Origin of the sequence: Bradyrhizobium sp. ARR65 (assembly GCF_000472385.1) — a bacterium.
In the GTDB taxonomy this organism is placed as follows: Bacteria; Pseudomonadota; Alphaproteobacteria; order Rhizobiales; family Xanthobacteraceae; genus Bradyrhizobium.
Map to the genome: position 1 here is coordinate 1 of NZ_AWZU01000082.1, position 19,033 is coordinate 19,033.

Below are 19,033 nucleotides of genomic sequence, written 5' to 3' on the forward strand. Positions count from 1 at the left end.
GCCGGTGCCGGCCTGCTGGCCGGTGCTGCCGTCGCCGCCGGAAGAGGTCGTGCCCTGGCCGGTGGTGGTGCCGGCCTGCTGGCCGGTGCCGCCGGAGATCGTGCCCTGGCCGGTCCCTTGATCAATGGTGCCGGTGCCGTCACGATCATTGGCGGTCTGCTGATTGGTCGTGCCGCCACCACTGAAGGTAATGCCCGGATCCGTCCGGGCATCTCCGCCCGAAGTGGTGCCTTGGCTCGCACCGTGATCGACCGTGCCGGTGAGGTGTTCGTCCCGGCCGTCGCTACCCGCCGCAGAGGTGTGTTGTTGACCGCCGCCGCCACCGCCAACGTGCCCAGCTGCAGGTCCGGCTTCGGATTCGTGGGACAAACCGGATCGTGGTCCCATTCCGCCCGGAATTGTCAGGCCGCCCGAGCCCGCGCGAACCGGCTCGGCCGTGTGCGCGCGCGATGATTGATCGGCACCGATATCGGATCCACCACCGCTACTCCCGCCAACAGGAAGAGGAGCGGCGTGTTCACCTCCCGGCGCCGCACCACCGGCCTGATAACCTGTCTCCGGCAGCCTTCCGGAAAGTGGTCCCGAGGGATCGGCATCCGCGCCCTGGCCGCCGTCTGCAGTACCGCCCTCTGGAGGCGGCAGATCGTCATCAGGACCAAAGATCCAGCCGATCGGCTGCTCCTCCCGCGCCGGCTCCGGCTGTCCGATAGGCCTGTCGATTGCTTTCTTGAGTTCCTCGGCTGAGATCAGCGGCGTGATATCTATAGTTTCGAAATCTCTCGAGGAATTGGTCATGGCAGACCTCCTCAGCGTTCGTGCATCGCAGTATCCAGCGTGGTGTAGATGGGCTTCAGCAGATATTGAAAGATCGTCTTCTGGCCGGTGAGAATTGTTGCTTCACCCGTCATACCGGGGGTAACCACGTGCGCTTCGTTCGTTCCAACATTGGGACGGGCCAACTCGATCTCGACTTGGAAATAGGGAGTCTGGCCCGGACCACCAACAGTGCTTGACGGAGCAATGCGAACAACTTTCCCCGGGATCGATCCATAGCGGCTGTAGTCGAACGCGTCCGACTTGACGATCGCCTTCTGGTCGAGCTGCACAAATCCGATGTCGCGCGGCGACACGCGCGCCTGGATCAGCACCCCTCCCGCCGGCACGATTTCGCAGACGGTCCCGCCCGGCGGGATCACTGTGCCGATCGGTGTCTCTGAAATCTTCTGCACGACTCCGTCGACCGGGGCCCTGACCTCGATGTCCGTGGATCGGCTCTGATAGGCGGCCTGGGTGGCCTTCAGCTCCTCCAGTTGAACCATGAGCTCGGATCGCTGGTTCCGGGCGTCGCCGGCGGCCTTTGCAATGATCGCGTCGCGCTCGGCCTCGAGCTGCCTGATGCGTGAATTATGCTGATCGACTGCCGCCACGAGCTGGGTATGCGTCCGCTCGGACTCCGCCGCCTGCTCCTGTGCCTGCGCAAGTCGATTGGCGGGAATGACGCCCAAGTTGACGCCCTGCTGCATTCGCTGCAGCAATTCCCGCGTCGCATTCATGCTGGTTCTAGCCGAGGGTACCTCGCGTTTGGCCGCGTCGAGCGCCGATTGTTCCCCCTCGATCTGCTTGTCCTTGTCTTCAAGGTTGCGCGAAAGCTCGCGCTGTTGCTGATCGTGCAAGGACACGGCCTCTTGCACCATGTCCGGATATCTGGCCTGAAACCGACTGAAGTCAGGCTTACGGTTGAGGGCGAACGCATCCAGCCGTTCGATCTGGACGGCCAGATAGGCCATGCGCACCTCGGAACGCGCGAGATCACGCAAGAGATTCTCGGCACGGAACTTGGCGATCAACTGTCCCTTCGCCACACGATCGTCGTTGTGCACCGCCACCGCGGCAAGCGCCCCGCCTTCCGGCGCCTGAATCACCTGCACACGCTCCAGCGGCACGAACTCGCCCCGCGCCCGCGCGACTTCCTCGACCGGAATGATAAAGGCCAGCGCAATAAGGATGCCCACCAGCGCCACGACGCCGACCAGCAGCATGCGAACGCCGCGCGTGACCTGCGAATATTGGATATCTCCTCCAATCTGCGCCGGCGGCCGCTGCTCTTGAGCGACCGAGAGGACGATGTCTTTGCCGGTTTGGTCTTTGCGACTTTGCGCGTCCACGCGATCCTCCTATCCGACCTTGGCCAGCTGTTGCCTGGCTGCAGCTTGCGTCACCGGACCCGCGCGCAGCACCGTGCCGCGCTCGATGACCACCATCTGATCGCTGCTCTGAATCTGGGCCGTGGAATAAGGGGACCAGATCACCGTAGTGCGCCCGCGGATCGAGTCGAGATACCTCTCGATCCTTTTGTCCCACAGCGGGTCTGCGCCCACGCCGGTGCCATCCAGCAACAGGATCGCGGGGTCGCCGAGCGTCGCCGCAACGAAGGCGACCATGTAGCGGAACTTCAGCTCGGCGTGGTGCTCGTTGAAAGGATTGAGCCGGCGATCAAGCACGGTGGCGGCGATGGACGCAAAAACCGGAATATCCGCCCAGTCGTGACCGAGAACCTGTCGGAAGGCATCGAGGGCCTCCCGGTCCGTCAGTGCAGGTGCACGCAGACGCAAATAGTCACGAACCGACATCGGCAACGCCGGGACCACCTGCGGCACGTAGCCGATCCATGCTCGATACTCGGTGACATCGAACTGGCGGATATCGCGGCCATTCACCAGTACGCGCCCGGATTGTGGCCGGCGCAAACCGGCCAGGCACTCCAACAGCGCGGTCTTGCCGCTGGCGTTCGGGCCAACCACGGCGATGCGCCCGCCCGCCGGCAGCGTGAAGGAGACACCGTTGAGAGCCGCCTCCTGGTCGGCGTCCGGCCGGTAGTAGAGACGCTCGACGGTCAGCGCGGCACGGGTGATGCCGCGCGGACTGGCGATGTCCGCGCCCGGGTGCTCAGCCGGGGTCATCATCAGTTGATCGAGCTGCGCGACCGAACTGCGGACCGCGCGCAGCCGCACCAATGACCCGAAGGCCTGTTGCGCCGGCGTTGTAATTCGCCAGATCAGCATCATCGATGCCACCAGCCCGCCCGCGTTCATCAGCCCTTCGAGCACCAGCACGATGCCGACGCACATGGTCGCGAGCACGGTGAACTCGGTGAGCGCCTGTCCGATGACCTGGGCGCGAGCCACCGCGATCGCATAGTCGCGGTTGCGCGCGGCGGCCTCGCGGGCCGCATCGGCAAGCTGGTTGTGCCACTGGCTGCCCGAGCCTGCATGGCGAAAAGCGTTGATGCCGATAAAGGTGGCGCCAACCATTTCCTCGAGCCGGTTGGACGCCACGCCCGCGGCGGTGGATTTGCTGGAGACATAGTCGGCGGTCGGCAGTGCAAGCAGCGCGTAAATCATCAACGCGACCAGCGGCACGAAGACCAGCCATTCCCCCATCAGCGCGATGGCGAGCAGGAAGATCACCGCAAACGGATAGTCGATCAGGTAGGTGCCACCCAGGCCGCTCAGGAATTGCCGCGCGCTTTCGAAGCTGCGCATGCGGATGACGTTGTTCTGGACACCAAATCTCGGCGACATATCGAGCGGGAAACCGAGCATCTTGCGCATGGCCGCTTCACCGATGCGGGTCCCGATCCAGCGGCTCATGCGCGACATCATCACCTGACGTCCGATCCTGAGCGCCCATCCTCCTACAATGGCGACCACGGCAAATAGTGCGATCCACCAGACCGAACCGGCCGCGCCCGACGGGATCACAATGCTGTAGACCGCCATCACATAAAGCGACACCGTCAGAGCAACCATGTTGATTAAGGTGCTCATCGCAAAGAGCGCGAACAATTCGTCACGCATCTGCTCGAACAGGCTGCGGAACCAGTTTGGCCTGACTTCATCGGCGGCATGAAAGTCGAGGTCAGGCTCGATCGCAGCGATGACGTCGCCCTTCACGGGTGCGAATGTATCCTGCACGCGGCCTCCGACCAGCCAGCTATCCTTTCCGCCTGGCCGTCCGAGATAGATGGCGACAGCGCCGGAATGCTGGACGAGGCTGCCCGCGCGCAGGTGCGTCGTGTCGGACTCGTTTCCGCGCGCCGAAATGCGGCGAACCCTAAATCCCAAATCGGACAAAAGCCGTTCGAGTCCTTGCATCGACAGGGGTACGTTGGGCGGCGGCAACAATGCGGCCAGGCTTCGCACGGTCCCCGGCCAGCCCAACGCGACCAGCAGCGACGGCAGGGCAGCAGCGACCGGCGAATTGGCCCGGCGCTCTGAACCGACGGCAGCCTCGAGCCGCTCCAGCCAGGCCGCCTCGCTCCAGCTCCCGTGACGCTGCGGCGGCGCTGGCTGAGGGTTTGCGACTGGCGGCAGGATCTCGTTCATGTCGGCGTTCCGCCTCCGCGCAGACGGATCGTCTGATCGACGATCTGCAAGAGAGTGGGATCTTGCGACACCAGAAAGATCGTGGTCTGCCCCTTGATCTCCTTGAGGATCTCGAGAAGCCGGCGCGTGCCGTCGAGATCGAGCGCGCCGCCGACCTCATCAAGGCAAAGAATGGCGGGGCGTCTCACCAGCGCACGGATCAGGCCGATGCGCACGGCGATGCCGGGGCTTACGATCTCCGCTCCGGCGGGCCCCACCATCGTCATGATCCCTCGGCTGAGGCCATCGATGAAGGTGTTGAGCCCCAGGCGCTGCATGAGCCGGATCGCATCGGAGGTAAATTGCGGGCTGAACAGCGTCATGTTGTCGAGCAGCGTACCGTTGATCATTTCCGTGCGGGCGCTCACCATGGTGATGCCGTCCCTGAGGCTGCGGGTCTCGAACGCGCCCCCCGGCATCCCATCATAGGTGACTTGGACGCCGATCGAGTCATCCAGCCGCGCCACGGATTCAAGCAGTGCGGTGGCCGCGAGTGAATCGATGGCGTCAACGTGAACAACGTTGCCCGGTGGAATCGCGACCGGTCCGTCCCGCAGCGCGGCCCCCGATAATCCGACTTCACCGCCGTGGAATATTCGCCCGGCGCCGAGTTTCCAGAGAGGGGCCTCCGGAAGCGACAATACATCCTCGATCTTGCGCTCGGCCTCCCGCCGGAAGCCGCGGCGGTTGAGGTACACGAAAGCGCCCATCGCGGGGCCGATGGAGCGCCCTGCCAGCAGCGTGCAAGCCGCCAATCCACCCGTCGTCAGATTGCCGGCTACGACCATGAAAGCACCGAGGGTCACCACGGCGATGGTCGCAAGCTGCGCCAGCAAGGCGCCGTTCTCACGAATCAACGCCAGCTGATTTTCCATGCGCGTATCCGCCGTCATCACCCGCGCGACTGCGTCGCGATACCGGGAAGTGAGCACCGGCTCGGCCGCCATCGCCTTCACCTCGACGAGGCCTGCAAAAATACCCCAGGCGAGGCTTCGCCGATCCGCTTCCGCCGCCTCAAGTTCGCGCATCGTGCTCGTTGACGCACGGGTGACAAGAAGTGCCGCGATCAGCGCAACGATCGTGAGAACGATCGGAACCAGGGCGAGCCATGTCGCGATATAGGCGATCAACGCGATATAGATCGCGAGGAAGGGCAGCTCGTGCAGCGCCGCGGCGGCACTGCCGGACCAGAAGTCGCGCACCTGGGCGACCGCGCGGATGGCATCCGAGAGAGCCGGTACGCCGTGCTGATGAACGGCCTTGCCGCTGACGCGCATGAGATGATCGAGCTCAAGCAGCGTCATGCGAGTCTCAAAGGCCTCTCCGATGTAGGCAAACAGCGCGGAACGCCCGTAGCGCAACAGCGCTTCCAGCACGATCGCGATCGACACGCCAACTGCCAGAACGAACGTCGTGGAATAGGCCGCGTTCGGAAGGATGCGATCGTAGGTCTGCAACAGCGCGAGAGGGAGGGCAAGGGCAAGAAGATGCGCACAAATGGAGGCGGCCGTGGTCAGCACGGTCACACTCATTGGCTTGGCTTCTGCCACTTGGTCGAGCACTGTCGGCGCCTCCTCGAACTTCGAGGACGAGGGCTGCCTCAACGTCACGGCACCTCGGGTTGTAGCCCTTCTCGGATTTTTTGGCCTACACCTTCGCGAGTACAGGGTTTAAGATACAACTGAAGTGAAAAATCTTGTAGTGAAAAAAAGCCCAGCGCTGCCTGCGCGTCTGCAGCGCCGGTTTGCATGCTCGCCGTCTCGTACGCGTCGCGCAAATTTGATCGTCGTGCCGATATCGTCCAGCATACTGATGATTGGAACCAATTCGTTCCATTCCGACAGGAACAACCCTGCTCTCGCCATGGGAAGCGGAACCATCCTGGAGAGACAGGCGGGCGATGCCGTCGAAATGGGAAGTCAGCCAAACGTAAGCCCTAGCAAGTGAGGAGAGTGTCATGAGGACGGCGGTTACGTTGAAAGTTCTTGTCGGCGCCGGAACTCTCCTGCCGGTGATAGTGGCCGCCTGTGTTTTGCTCGCGACTCCATCGTCGCCCGGGGCACAGGGAGCCCAGACGCCGCAAGACAGGGCGCCGGGAACTCTCAAGGCCGTCAAGGAGCGCGGCGAGGTGCGCTGCGGCGTCAGCGAGGGCTTGCCCGGATTGTCCGCGAAGGACGACACAGGACAGTGGTCGGGCTTCGACGTCGATTTTTGCCGGGCTCTCGCGGCCGCAATCTTCGATGATCCATCAAAAGTGACGTTTACGCCGCTCTCCGCGGAGAAGCGGTTCGTCGCACTGGCCTCAGGCAGTATCGACGTCCTGGCACGCAACACCACCTGGACGCTGACGCGCGAAGCGGGACTGGGAATGCAGTTCGCCGCGATCACCTATTATGACGGTCAGGGTTTCATAGTCCGCAAAAGCCGGGGCGCGTCTTCGGCCTCGGAGCTCGGCGGAGCCAAGGTCTGCGTCGAGGGCAACACCACGACCGAGCTCAACCTCGAGGACTATTTCCGTGCCCACAACGTCAAATATGAGGAGCGCGCTTTTCCGACGGCCGACGAAACCATGCAGGCATATGACGATGGCCGCTGCGACGTCCTCAGCGGCGACCTTGCGCAACTTCATTCCACGCGGCTGCGGCTGAAGGCGCCGGACGACCATATCGTGCTCCCGGACGTGATCTCGAAGGAACCGCTGGGTCCCGCGGTGCATGCCGGAGACGACCAGTGGCTGAACCTGGTGAAATGGACGCACTTCGCAATGGTAAACGCGGAAGAGCTCGGCGTGACCCAGAAGAATCTGTCCGAGGCGATGGAGTCGGACAGGGCCGAGATGAAGCGTCTGCTCGGCAGCTATGCGGCGCTGGGCGAGGTGCTCGGACTATCCAACGATTGGGCCGCGCGCATCATTCGCCACGTCGGCAATTATGGCGAAGTCTTCGAACGCAATCTGGGCACGGGCTCCAAGCTCGCCATCCCGCGCGGGAGCAATCGGTTGTGGATCAACGGCGGCCTGCAATACGCACCTCCGATGCGTTGACGTGGTCCTTCCGCATCACTGCGCAGCCGCCAGCTGCGCGGTCTGGGCGACACGCAGCACATTTCCGCGGTCAAGGACGATGATCTGGTCGCAGCTCTGGATATGCGCCGCCAGGTGCGGCGCCCACACCACCGTCGTCGAGCCGTGAATTGAATCGAGATAGCGAAGAATGCGCGGCTCCCACTCCGGAGAGCCAGCCACGCCATCGCCGTCGAGCAGCAGGACCGCCGGCCGGTTGAGCGTCGCCGCGACGAACGCGATGATGTGACGGAATTGCAGTTCGGCAATGTCCTGGGAGAACGAGTTGAACTTCCGGTCCAGCACCTCGTCGGCGCTGCGGCCGAACGCGGAAAGCTCGCGCCAGTCGGGACCGATCAAGCGGGCGAAGGCAGCGAAGGCCTCGTCGTCCCGCAGCGTCGGCGCGCGCAGGCGCAGATAATCGCGGACCGTCAGCGGTAGCGCCGGCACGACCTGCGGCACGTAGCCCATCCAGGCGCGGTATTCGGTCGTATCGAACTGCCTGATGTCGCGGCCGCCGAGCAGGACGCGCCCCGACTGTTGCCGCCGCAGACCGGCCAGGCATTCGAGCAACATGGTCTTCCCGCCGGCGCTCGGGCCGGCGATGGCGATCCGCTGTCCTGCCGCTGCGCTGAAGGTCACGCCGTTCAGCGCCGCTTCGCAGTTGGCGTCGGGACGATAATAAATCCGCTCGGCCCTCAGCCCGACATTGGCGAGACCGACCGGGCTGGTGAGCTCGGAGCCCGTGGGTTCGGCCGGCGTCGCCATCAATTGGTCGACCTGCTGCACGGCGCTGCGAACCTGGCGCAGGCGAACCACGGAATCGAACGCCTGCTGCGCGGGCGTGGTGATGCGCCAGATCAACATGATGGCCGCGACCAGCCCACCAGCCTCCATCATGCCGCCAAGCACGAGCACGATGCCGGTGCACAATGTCGCGAGCACGGTCAGCATGCCAAGCGCCTGGCCGATCGCCTGCGCACGCGCGACGGCGATCCAATAATCGCGGTTGCGCAGCGCCGCATCGCGCGCAAGATCGGAGAAGTGGCCAAGCCACTGGCTGTCAGCGCCGGCGCGATAGAAGGAGTCGACGCTAAGAAAGGCCGATACCGCGTGCTCCTCGAGACGGCCCGAGGCGATGCCGGCGGCAGTCGACTTGCTGCCCACGTAATCGGAGGTCGGCCAGGCCAGCGCCGCGAAGACAAAGAGCGCAATGACCGGCACGAAGATCAGCCATCCGCCCATGAGCCCGATCACCACCAGGAAGATCGCGACGAACGGATAGTCCATCAGATGGAGGCCTCCGGCACCGCTGAGGAATGCGCGCGCATTCTCGAAGCTGCGCATGCGGACCACGTTGTTCTGGACGCCGAACCGCGTCGTGATCTCGATGGGCAGCGCCAGCATCTTGCGAATGGTCGCCGTGCCGATTTCGGTGCCCGCCCAAGCCCCCAACCGTGAACTTGCAAACTGACGTCCGATCCGCAGCCCCCATCCGCCGATCGTCGCCACCACCGCGACCAGGGCGAGGCCCCAGACGGTGGCGGGCGCACCGGACGGGATCACGAGGCTGTAGACCGCCATCGTGTAGAGCGCCACGGCGAGCGCCAATATGTTGATCACGGAGCTGATGGCGAAAAGCTCGAAGATCTGATTGCGCATCTGCTCGAACAGCCGGCGGAACCAGTTTGGCCGACCCTGGTCGACCGGCTGGAAGTTGATGTCAGGCTCAACCGCGAGGATCGTGTCGCCGGCGGAGAGCACAAGGCCGCGGTTGCTGCCGTTGACGAGCCAGCGATCTTTGCCATCCGGCTGGCCGAGATAGACCCCGACATCGCCGGCGCGGGTTTGCGTCAGGCTGCCGGCGCGCAGCCGGGCGGTGTCCGATCGGGATCCCGCGGCGGCCAGGCGGCGCGTGCGGTAGCCGATCGCTGGCAACAGAAGCTCGAGATGAGCGAGCGTGACCGGCACGCCGGGAGGGGGCAGCAGCGCGGCGACGCTCCGTGCGGTGCCGACCCAGCCCAGCGCAACGAGCATGGCCGGCAGCGCGGCAGCAATCGGTGAGGCGCTGCGCCTTTCGGCGCCGACTGCTGCCTCCAGGCGCTCCAGCCAGACCTTTTCGGACCAGGCCGGCGGGTTTGTTGGCTCGGGTGGGGCCGGCAGGCTCTTTGGCGCCGCCGCTGGCACATCCGCCGTAATGGTCGGAGCGGATGAGGCCACCGTGACGTCGTCCTTGCGGCGATCGACGCGAATTCTCATGTCCGCGAGCTGCAGGAGGGCCGGAGAGCTCGATACGATGAGCACCGTGGTACGTCCCTTCAGCTCTTTCAGGACGTCGCCGAGACGTTTCACCCCATTGAGATCAAGCGAGCCGTCGGCATTGTCGAGGCAGAGGACGAAGGGCTGGCGCACCAGGGCACGGATGAGGCCGATGCGCGCCGCTATGCCGGGGCTCACGATGTTCGCATCGCCCGGGCCGATGGGCGTCATGAAGCCCTGGTGCAGGCCGTCGACGAAGGCGCTGAGCCCGAGTCGCTCGGAGAGCTCCATCGCCGCGGCCTCGTAGGGTCGGCTGAACAGCGTGAGATTGTCGAGCAGCGTGCCGCGGATCGGCTCACCGCGTGAGCTCGCCATCGTCACGCCTCGTCTGAAGCTGGCCGGATCATAGGCGCTGCTCGGCCGACCATCGAAAGTGATGGACAGGCCCAGGGAATCCTCGAGCCGCGCCACCGTCCCAAACGTCATCGCCGCGACCGGCGAGTTCGGCACGTCGAGATGCACGAACGTGCCCTGCGGAATCGAAACCGAGCCGCCGTGTCGGTGCAGGGCCTGACCCGACAGCACGATGGTGCCGCCCGTAAAGGGGCGCATCTCACCGGCGCCGTCTCCCGCCCACACGGGGGCCAACGGAAGCGACAGGACCTTGTTGATCCTGCCTTCGGCCTCAAGTCGCTGGCCGCGGCGGCTGAGATAGCGGAGCGCACTCATGACAGGGCCGACCGACCGTCCGGCAAGCAGGGTGCAGGCAGCGAGGCCGCCGGTCGTCAACTCGCCCGCAACGACCATGAAGGCGCCGACGGTCAGGATGCCGATCGTCGACAGTTGCGCGAGCAGGGAGCCGTTCTCGGTGAGCACCCCCATCCGTTTCTCCACGCGCGCGATCGCCTGCATCACCGGAGCGACGGCGTCGCGATAGCGTCGCGTCAGCAGAGTCTCGGCGGCCATCGCCTTGGCCTCGACGATGCCGAGGAAAATTCCCCATCCGAGCTTCCGACGCTCCAGCTGCGCGCCTTCAACGTCGCGCAGCGCCCTTGCCGTCGAGCGGGCGGCGATGAGAGCTGCGATCAGCGCCAGAAGCGTAAATCCGAGCGGGATCAGGGCAAGCCGCGATCCGATGTAGGCGATCAGGACGATGTAGATCAGCGCGAACGGCAGCTCGTGCAATGCCACCGCCTCGTTGCCGGACCAGAACTCGCGGACCTCGCCGACGCCGCGGACCGCGTAGCTCAGATCGGGGATGCTGAGTTGATGAAAGGCTTTGCTGTCGGCGCGCAGCACGTGATCGAGCACGCGGACCGTCAGCCGGGATTCGAAGGCTGAACCGACATGGGCGAGCAGCACCGAACGGGCATATCGCAGCAAAGCCTCCAGAACGATCGCCACAGTGACGCCCACAGCCAGCACGAAGGTCGTGCTGTAGGACTGGTTCGGCAGAATGCGGTCATATGTCTGTAGCAGGGCCAGCGGGATGGCGAGCGCGAGCAGATGGCTTGTGATCGAGGCCGCGACCGCGAGCGTCGACACTTCTGGAGGTTTCTCTAGGTCGAACCTGGCCACGGCACGTTCCCGGTGCTCGCACACGGCCCCCTAACATCCTATACTTCCTCTTGAGCGTCGCACCAGTGCTCGATTGACGGCGATACACCTTTTGATAGAATTTTCCATATGGAACTCGTTGCCAAACTCATTGCTTAGCGCGTTTGCAGCTGTTGCGGGCGCGGCGCGCAGTGACGACGAGCTCTCAGCAACGTTCACTCAAGGGTTCTCGCGCCGGTAACATGGACGACGAGTCGCACCGCATCCAGGAGTTCGTCGACGGAATCGCGGCAAGCGTCGCGGTCGTCGGACGCAAGGAGGGCGAGCTCGTCGTAACCGCCTGCAACGACGCCTTCTTCGGCATGTCCGGCGGGCGGCGCGGCAATATCCGGGGCTTTCCCGTCGCATTCGACCTCCTGCTGCCGAGCTACGCGCGGCACGAGCTCCGCAGGAAGCTGCTGGAATGCTTCGAGACCGGGACAGCGCAGGAGCTGGAGCAGGCCTATGACCTGAAGGAAGGCACGCATTGGTGGCGCTTGTCGCTGAAGCCGTTCCGGCATTCGGGCGGAAGCGCGCCGGTGCTCGAAATCCTCATCACCGGGCTAGATATCACGCCGAAAATGATGCTGACGCATGAGCTCGAGCTCAGCACGTCGCGCTTCCGGGCCGTGGTCGATGCCGCCTATGACGCGATCATTACGATCGATCAGCAGCACAACATCACCCTGTTCAATCGCGCCGCCGAGGATCTCTTCGGCTACGAATCCTCCGAGATGATCGGCCAGCCGATCCTGCGATTCATTCCGGAAGGCTTTCGGGGCAAGCACGACAGCTACATCCACCAGTTTGCCCGATCTCCAGTTCGTTCGCGCCAGATGAACGAGCGCAACCGGATCTACGGCGTGCACCGCGACGGTTCGCTGCTGCCCGTGGAGATCGCCATTTCCAAGATCAACGTCGGCGGCCTCGTCGAATTCACCGCCATCATCCGGGACATCGCCGATCGCGTGCGTCTGATGGACCTCTTGCAACAGCAGGCCGTGACCGACGAGCTGACAGGTCTGCCAAATCGCCGGGAATTTCTCGATGTCGCGGAAAACATCATGAGGTCGAACGAGGATTTTTCCGTGCTCATGCTCGACGTGGATCTGTTCAAGAAGGTCAACGATACCTACGGCCACGATTGCGGCGACGAGGTGCTGCGCGTGCTCGCCGAGGTGGGCAGGGCCGCGAGCAGCAAGCTCGATGTGTTCGCACGGTGGGGCGGCGAGGAATTCGTGGCGGCGCTGCCGGAGAAGGACGCGGAGCAGGCGGCGGCCGCCGCCGAGAAGCTGAGGGCGACGTTCGAACGGCAGGACTTCGCGCATGCCTGGCGCACGGGCCGCGCCATTCCCTTTACGGTCAGCATCGGCGTCGCAACGCGCGCGCCCGGCGAAAGCGACCTCGAGGCGCTCATGAAGCGCGCGGACCAGGCTCTCTACAGGGCCAAGGGAAACGGCCGCAATCGCGTCGAGCTGGCATAGGATCAGGCAAGCTCGAGCCTGCCGGGTCCGGGCGGTGATCGCAGCCACCGCTCGAGATCCCGTGCGTCGAGCGGAGGCGAGATCGCGTAGCCCTGGCCGATGTCGCAATCATGCTCGCGCAGCCATTGCAGCGCTGCCGCATCGGCGATGCCTTCCGCCACGACGCGATATCCCAGCGCGTGCACGAGGTCGATGGTCGAGCGCACCATGATCTGGTCGCCCCTGTCGACGGCGAGCCGCGCGAAGAATATCTCGTCGATCTTCACCAGCGTCGCCGGGATGTGCTTGAGGTAGGAGAGCGCGGCCTGGCCGGTGCCGAAATCGTCGATCACGATGGCTATGCCCAGCCGTCGGATCGCGTCGAGCTGGCGTCCGGCCCGGCCCGGGTCGCGGGCCGCGGCGCTTTCGGTGACCTCGATGTCGATCCGGTCCGGCCGAACCTCGTAGCGGCCGAGCAGAGCGGCGAGCCGCGCCGGGAAACCTTCGTCCGCGAGGTCAGACATCGAGACGTTGACCGCAAGCTTGAGATGGAGCCCGGCCGCTCGCCAATCTGCGACCTGACGGAGCGCAGCAGAGAGCACCCAATCGGTCATCGCGTGCACCAGCGCCGTGCCTTCGACCAGCGGCACGAACTCGCTCGGCGGGACGGGGCCGAGGATCGGATGATTCCAGCGAAGCAGTGCCTCGGCACCGACGCAGCGGCCGCTCTTGAGATCCGTCATGGGCTGGTAGACCAGGTGTAGCTGATCCTCTCCAGCCAGCGCCGCGCCGATATCGCGCAACAAGGACGCCGATCGCCGCCATGCGTTGGCGGTGGCCGCGCTGTAACGGCACCAGGGCCGCGCGCTGTGCAAGGACTCATGGGCCGCTTCGGCCGCGGCCCGCAGCAACGCGTCGGCATTGCCGCCATCGCGCGGGTAACAGGCGACGCCGATCGCGATTGATGTCGCGGCCGGTACGGCGCGGCTTTTCGCTGGCCGCCACACCTTTCCGCCTAGCTCATCGAGCATTTCCGTGATCCGGCTCTCGCCGCCCGGCAGGATGCAGGCGAACCGCGCGGCCGAAAGATGGTAGAGGCTGGTGCGCGCGGGGAGAAAGGCGCGGATCCGCTCGGCCCACGCCTTCTCGAAGGAGGCGGCGGCTAGCTCGCCCAGCGCGCGCGAGAGATCTGCGTATTGGTCCGGCGTTGCGGCATCGATCACCAGGACCGCCGGCTCGCCAGCCTCATGCGGCTCGCCCTTGATGCAGGCGTCGACGTCTCCGAGAAATCGTAACCGCTCCGGCGGCGTGGCCGGCCCATCGAATTCGTCACTCGGAATCGACGCTGCCATCAGCGTTTCCCTCCGGCCGAGCGGCTCACCGCACGCGCCGCGGCCGCCGAGAACCCGAGAGCGCCCGGAGTCCGGGCCGCCGCAACCTACATGGGATAGCGCAAGACCGCGGCAAGCAGCTTGTGTCTCGGGATATCGGCCTTGCGGACACCGAGAACGCGGCCACCCGCGTTGATGACGCGTCCGGCGATTTCGTCGACCACGTCGTAGCTCGTGGCACTTGGCGTGTCGGCGAACGTCACGCTGCCATCCACCTCCGACACCCTTCCGTGCACGTGCTCGTCGATGTCGACCAGCAGCGTGTCGACGGCCCCATAAGTAGCGGCGCGGGCCGCATGGATGATGTCGGTAGTCGTGCGTCCCTGGTTGGCGCGAGCTTCGAAGTGCCGGGCGAAGTCGGCCAACTCGTCGCGATAAAGACCATCGAGCACGCAGCGGGCGCCTGCCGCAAGTTCGGCGTCGGTCATCCCGTCGGGACTGCTGTCGATCCCGGTCAGCGCCAGATGGGCATAGCTGTTTACGGATCGATAGATCGAGCCAAGAGGCTGCAGCGCCGCAAGGACCAGCGGGATATCGGCGCCTGCAAGCAGTCCGCGAAGTGCGCTGTCCACGTGTCGTGCGAATTGGCGCAGCCTCACCTTCTGACCTTCGGCGCCCTGAATGCGACCGCTCGGCGAGCGGTCGTTGAGGGTCGAGCGCCCTACCGCGCTGGCGGCATCCTTCGGCATGTCGGCGAGCTTGACGGGCGCAGGCGGCAGGTCGGCGGTCACCTCGATGACGCGGACCGCTCCTTCCGACAGCGCCAGCACGTAGCAGGTGTGCGGAAACGTGATTGCCCGCAGCAGAGGTTTCACGAAGAAGCGGTCGGACACCTCGACGGCGGGTTCGAGCGCGTTGGGAAGGCGAAAGGTTCGGATGTTGTCGGGCGTCGCCAGCACCACGAGGCTGCGCGCCTGGAATCGCCAGAACTCGTCGTCGTCGATGAGATCGTCGACTTGCTCGGCCAAGGCGGCAACGCGGCGCTTATCGCGGCCCGCCTCTTCGAGTTGATGGATTCCCTGCTTCGCCAGATTCTTCAGTTCGATCCGATCGCCTGCGGTTTCCTGCGTCACCGGCGACGTTCGCAAGTACAACGACATGCAGATGTCGTCGCGGCGGGCGATCAGCGACTTCAGATCGGCGGTGGTCGGAATATCGACGTAGAGCATGATGAAGCTCCATCTCGCCTGTACGCCTGAAGCATAGCAGCTTGCGCCGCTCCTAGCTGTTCAATTCGCATTGCGGCATCGGAACCGGCCGTCTCTCCTTGCGCTGATGCGGAACCGCCCGCGATCCTTGCAGCCTGGCACCGTCTGGACCGACGTCGGCGTCCTAAAGAAAGAACAAGGGGGTGTGAATCAACGATGTAGGGCGTCGAGTCGATCGGCGTCCGGACCCCACGCCGGATGACGCTGAAGGAGGTCTCGACCGTGCAGATAGTGTTTTGCTGAGCAAAATGCAGGCCAGCCCTAGCGGCCGGCGTCTTCACGGAGCGTCCTGCTAAGCGAACTCGCGCAGAATCGATACACCACAATAATCAAATCAATGGGTTGGATCTGAGATCGAGTCGTTCTCAGACGGAAATCGAGTCGTTCTCAAAGTGTCCGCACAAGTCATCGATTCCGTGGTGGGCCCGGTAGGACTCGAACCTGCAACCAGACCGTTATGAGCGGCGGGATAACGGACGCGTTCGTTGATTTTCCTGCGGTTTTGTTTGATTCCGATCGCTTTCGTTGCGTTTCGTTCAGGCCGTTTCTGGTGCGAAACTGGTGCGGTGCTTGCGCTGCGCTGAGCTAACAGAGGCTAAGATCGCTCCTCGCACTACAGATCGCAAACGTGCTTTCCGACCAGTTTCGCAAGTTGAACCAGTTTTTGACCCTCTAGAATGCGGGTGAAGTCTGACGCTGATACTCAGGTCTTACTTAGATTCCGCCGAGCATTTGCGAGAGAACCAATCACCAAGTCCGGGACTGTATCGAACAGGCCGCAGAGAAAAGCATCCGGGGTCAACTTTCGAAGGTCGAATCTCTTCAGCTCGTTTTCTGGAAAGTGCCGCAAATTCCAGGTGAGAATGAGCGAGGCTTTGGCGGCGATTGCCGCCGCAACGACGTGACGATCATTCGGATCAGGCAGGGTCACCTCCGGAATGTGCTCCTCGTAGCCGTCGACTGTCGCCATCGGGAGCGCATCATCCATCAACTGCCGAGTGACCTGCAAACGCTCTATCGGAATGGCGGGCGCATCGGTCGTCAAGTTTCGGATCCACTCGTCGTGGATCGCGTCTGTCCAGCGCGCCTCAACAAGGCGATCTACTGCAGCCTGGACTATGATATTTCTGAGGTGGAAAGGATAGAGAATGCAGGCGTCCAAGACCGCGACCGAGGGCTCAAACGCCATGGCGTCGCCTGAGGTCCTCGGCGTCCTCGGCGAGCGCCTCCAGCGCCTTGCGCTGAGCGTCCATCTTGGTTTTCAGCGTCAATACGTCCTTTAGCTTTGTCCGGCGGTGCTTGCCGACATATCGGAAGGGCAGATCGCCAACGTCCATGCGGTGCACGACCAGCGGTCGGGAGATCCCCAAGATATCTGCCACGTCGTTCGGACTGAGTTCCTGATCCTCGGCAAGGACGGCGACGCGCTCACCCTGGAGGAGATGGCCGAGCGCAATCTCAAGCAGCGCGGCTGCTCCCGGCGGCAGCCTAACGACTTGGTCCTCGCCCGATTTGCGGCGGACCCTGACCTCGACTTGATCGCCCTTGCCGAGCTTGCCCAAGGTCTTGGCCGCCTTGCGGTCCTGATCGGAGAGTTCGACGAATTGCAGCACATGGGTGGTCATGGTGAGGTCCTCTTCCAAACCTCAATATAGGCTCGCGGCCCCTAACTGCAATATCTGAAAGGTATTGTTGGCGACGGGAGGGGCGACATCGCTGCGGCGGACTTCGGACCAAGCACTCACTCGCTCTCCGCCGCCACGGTGTCGCCGGCCCGAATTGCTTTCCCCCGGCGAACTGAAATGATCGAAGGAGGCAAATAGCCCTTTGGATAGACCTCGACGTGCTGCAAACGTCGCCGATGACGCTTGCTCGCTACGAAGGCATCCACATCGCGTTTCTGCGACAGGAGGAATTTCAGAAAACTTATCTCTCTGACGCGGCAGGTTTGATAAAGGCTCAGCAATACCAGATACTCGGCAAGGCCGGCTTCTTTGGCACTTCGTCGCACATCCTCCCTATAATCGCTGATGCGCTTGATGGCATTCTCGGCCAGATTGTTGTTCCACGACACGCCATCGTGCTGCAGGAATGTGAAGAGGCGTTGGCGATTTCGGAGTAGTCGTTCTCGTAAGGCTTTGGAGGCCTCGGATTCGTGGAACCGCTCGGCCAGTGCATCGAAGAATGCTTCGGCCGTCTTGGCGTGGATTCGCAGATAGCGCTGCTTGAGACCATGCTCGTCAATGGTCGTCACGATTGACCGCAAGAGGGCGCCGAATGGCGTAGTAATGGATTGAAGCTCCTGGTCGAACGGATTGTCGAGAATCGCCCGGTTCATGTCGCGTATCAGGTGGATGAGGCAACGCTGCTGCAAACAGGGAAGTCCGTCATACGCGGAATAGAAATCCGAGACCAGCACGCCTTTAAAGTCCTTGAGCATTTGCCGCAGGAAATCCCCTTCACGCGAGCGTCGGAAGATGTAGATCGTCGCGGATGGGCTGGCGAACACCCAGACATACCCGCTACCGTCCTTCAACTTGATCTCGGTCTCGTCAACGTAAAGCACCGGTCCGGCAATGAGCTGCGCGAGGAGCAGTTTGCAGGTCTTGCGATACTTGTGGACAAGCAGATGACGGAAATCGGTGAATTCCCAGAAATTCACACGGACTCCAAAGGTCTCATAGAACAGCGCGGCCAGCGACCTAAGCCCGAGCCTATGGGTGATATGCTGGTACGCGAACCAGCTCATCAGGCCATGAAAGTACCGCGTTAGTCGATCATAGCGCTCGGGCGTGAAGCACTTTTGGCAAGACTCGCAACGATAGGCAACGGTCCTGAACTCTACGACCTTTCGTCGGATCGCTCCCGGCGTGATGACGAGATCAATGGCGCGCTTGCGCCTCCTTTGTAGGTCTTTCGGCCGCTGCTTTGGGTCGAGTGGCGCGATCCGCTTGCTGCCGCAGACGGGACAGCGGGTTGCTGTGATTTCCATCCGGTGCGTAACGCGCAAGTCGCGATTTTGCCAGCGTCGGCTCCCCTTATTGTTGCCTCGCTTGCGCCGGGCCGGTTTAGTTCACACGAACACGTGGCGTTGCTGATAATCGAAATAGGCCCGCTTATTGACGAATTCGAAGTCGGCATGCGCGAATTTGGACCAAGTGACTGTGCGCGCCAGCTGGTCGAGCTGCGCCACGGATGCCACGCGCAGGCCGTCCTGCGGTAGGTCGTTGGCACTGCAGTTCGGCGCTTCCGCCAAGAACGCGAAGAGTCTACGCAGCGCTTCGCAGTCTTCCAGATTGTATTCGATCAGCTTGGCTTTCCATAAAGCGTCGCCGNTCTTTTCCCAGTTCTTGCGCCAAACGACGCTCTCAATGCCGGAGGCGTCTGGCTCAGTCCAGCGGTAGCCGAGGCAGCCTGCCGTTTCCTTGAGGCCGTTCGAGTAGGCTGGAAAGTAGAAATGCGGGTAGATGATCGTGAGTACATTCGTCAGCGCAGCCAAAATGGCGTCAATGGGCTTCTTACGCCGAGCTTTTCGTCGCATGCGCGCGATAACGGCTCGCTCGTAGTTGCCGTAGGAGTAGAGGCGAGGCGCGCTATGCTGCGCAACGATGTCGAGAAATCGAGCGAATAT

The 19,033-nt window shown here is 63.4% G+C and carries 13 protein-coding genes; 2 read left to right on the top strand and 11 right to left on the bottom strand.

Annotated features, from left to right (window positions below; translation table 11 throughout):
- From F758_RS0140800 to F758_RS0140815, 4 genes are all read right to left on the bottom strand, one after another.
- Nucleotides 1-795, bottom strand: a 795-nt coding sequence (locus tag F758_RS0140800; protein ID WP_024513197.1) for a hypothetical protein, incomplete at its 3' end; no start/stop codon positions are given.
- A gap of 11 nt (nucleotides 796-806) precedes the next feature.
- Nucleotides 807-2,165, bottom strand: coding sequence for an HlyD family type I secretion periplasmic adaptor subunit (locus F758_RS0140805; RefSeq protein WP_024513198.1), 1,359 nt, complete (start codon nucleotides 2,163-2,165; stop codon nucleotides 807-809).
- A gap of 9 nt (nucleotides 2,166-2,174) precedes the next feature.
- On the bottom strand, nucleotides 2,175-4,385 hold the full coding sequence (locus F758_RS0140810; protein ID WP_024513199.1) for an ATP-binding cassette domain-containing protein: 2,211 nt from the start codon (nucleotides 4,383-4,385) through the stop codon (nucleotides 2,175-2,177).
- Nucleotides 4,382-6,034 (bottom strand): ABC transporter transmembrane domain-containing protein, encoded by a 1,653-nt coding sequence (locus F758_RS0140815; RefSeq protein WP_157450453.1) that lies wholly within the window; start codon nucleotides 6,032-6,034, stop codon nucleotides 4,382-4,384. The genes F758_RS0140810 and F758_RS0140815 overlap by 4 nt, the downstream gene beginning before the upstream one ends.
- 347 nt (nucleotides 6,035-6,381) lie before the next feature.
- Here F758_RS0140815 and F758_RS0140820 point away from each other — a divergent pair, with 347 nt between their 5' ends.
- Entirely contained in the window at nucleotides 6,382-7,467 is a 1,086-nt protein-coding gene (locus F758_RS0140820; RefSeq protein WP_051387196.1) for an amino acid ABC transporter substrate-binding protein, read from the top strand.
- Between the two features lie 15 nt (nucleotides 7,468-7,482).
- On the opposite strand, the gene F758_RS0140825 is transcribed toward F758_RS0140820, so the two are convergent.
- Nucleotides 7,483-11,322: an ABC transporter transmembrane domain-containing protein gene (locus tag F758_RS0140825; RefSeq protein WP_198026702.1), complete on the bottom strand. Its 3,840-nt coding sequence runs from the start codon at nucleotides 11,320-11,322 to the stop codon at nucleotides 7,483-7,485.
- 221 nt (nucleotides 11,323-11,543) lie between these two features.
- Between F758_RS0140825 and F758_RS0140830 the strand changes: the two genes are divergently transcribed.
- Nucleotides 11,544-12,824, top strand: coding sequence for a sensor domain-containing diguanylate cyclase (locus F758_RS0140830; protein WP_024513203.1), 1,281 nt, complete (start codon nucleotides 11,544-11,546; stop codon nucleotides 12,822-12,824).
- 2 nt (nucleotides 12,825-12,826) lie between these two features.
- Here F758_RS0140830 and F758_RS0140835 read toward each other — a convergent pair whose 3' ends face one another.
- The 6 genes from F758_RS0140835 to F758_RS0140860 form a co-directional block, all read right to left on the bottom strand.
- The gene (locus F758_RS0140835) at nucleotides 12,827-14,155 is read right to left on the bottom strand and encodes a GGDEF domain-containing phosphodiesterase (RefSeq protein ID WP_024513204.1); all 1,329 of its coding nucleotides are present in this window, start codon (nucleotides 14,153-14,155) and stop codon (nucleotides 12,827-12,829) included.
- An 86-nt stretch (nucleotides 14,156-14,241) separates the two neighbouring features.
- On the bottom strand, nucleotides 14,242-15,363 hold the full coding sequence (locus F758_RS0140840; protein ID WP_024513205.1) for a baeRF11 domain-containing protein: 1,122 nt from the start codon (nucleotides 15,361-15,363) through the stop codon (nucleotides 14,242-14,244).
- A gap of 742 nt (nucleotides 15,364-16,105) precedes the next feature.
- A complete protein-coding gene (locus F758_RS45915; protein WP_157450455.1) occupies nucleotides 16,106-16,591 on the bottom strand; it encodes a PIN domain-containing protein in 486 nt (161 codons plus the stop codon).
- Nucleotides 16,581-17,027: a MerR family transcriptional regulator gene (locus tag F758_RS0140850; protein ID WP_024513206.1), complete on the bottom strand. Its 447-nt coding sequence runs from the start codon at nucleotides 17,025-17,027 to the stop codon at nucleotides 16,581-16,583. Before F758_RS0140850 ends, F758_RS45915 begins: the two co-directional genes overlap by 11 nt.
- A gap of 116 nt (nucleotides 17,028-17,143) precedes the next feature.
- A complete protein-coding gene (locus tag F758_RS0140855; RefSeq protein WP_035724999.1) occupies nucleotides 17,144-18,394 on the bottom strand; it encodes an IS66 family transposase in 1,251 nt (416 codons plus the stop codon).
- Nucleotides 18,395-18,475: 81 nt separating this feature from the next.
- Nucleotides 18,476-19,033, bottom strand: coding sequence for a ribonuclease H-like domain-containing protein (locus F758_RS0140860; RefSeq protein ID WP_084306115.1), 558 nt, complete (start codon nucleotides 19,031-19,033; stop codon nucleotides 18,476-18,478).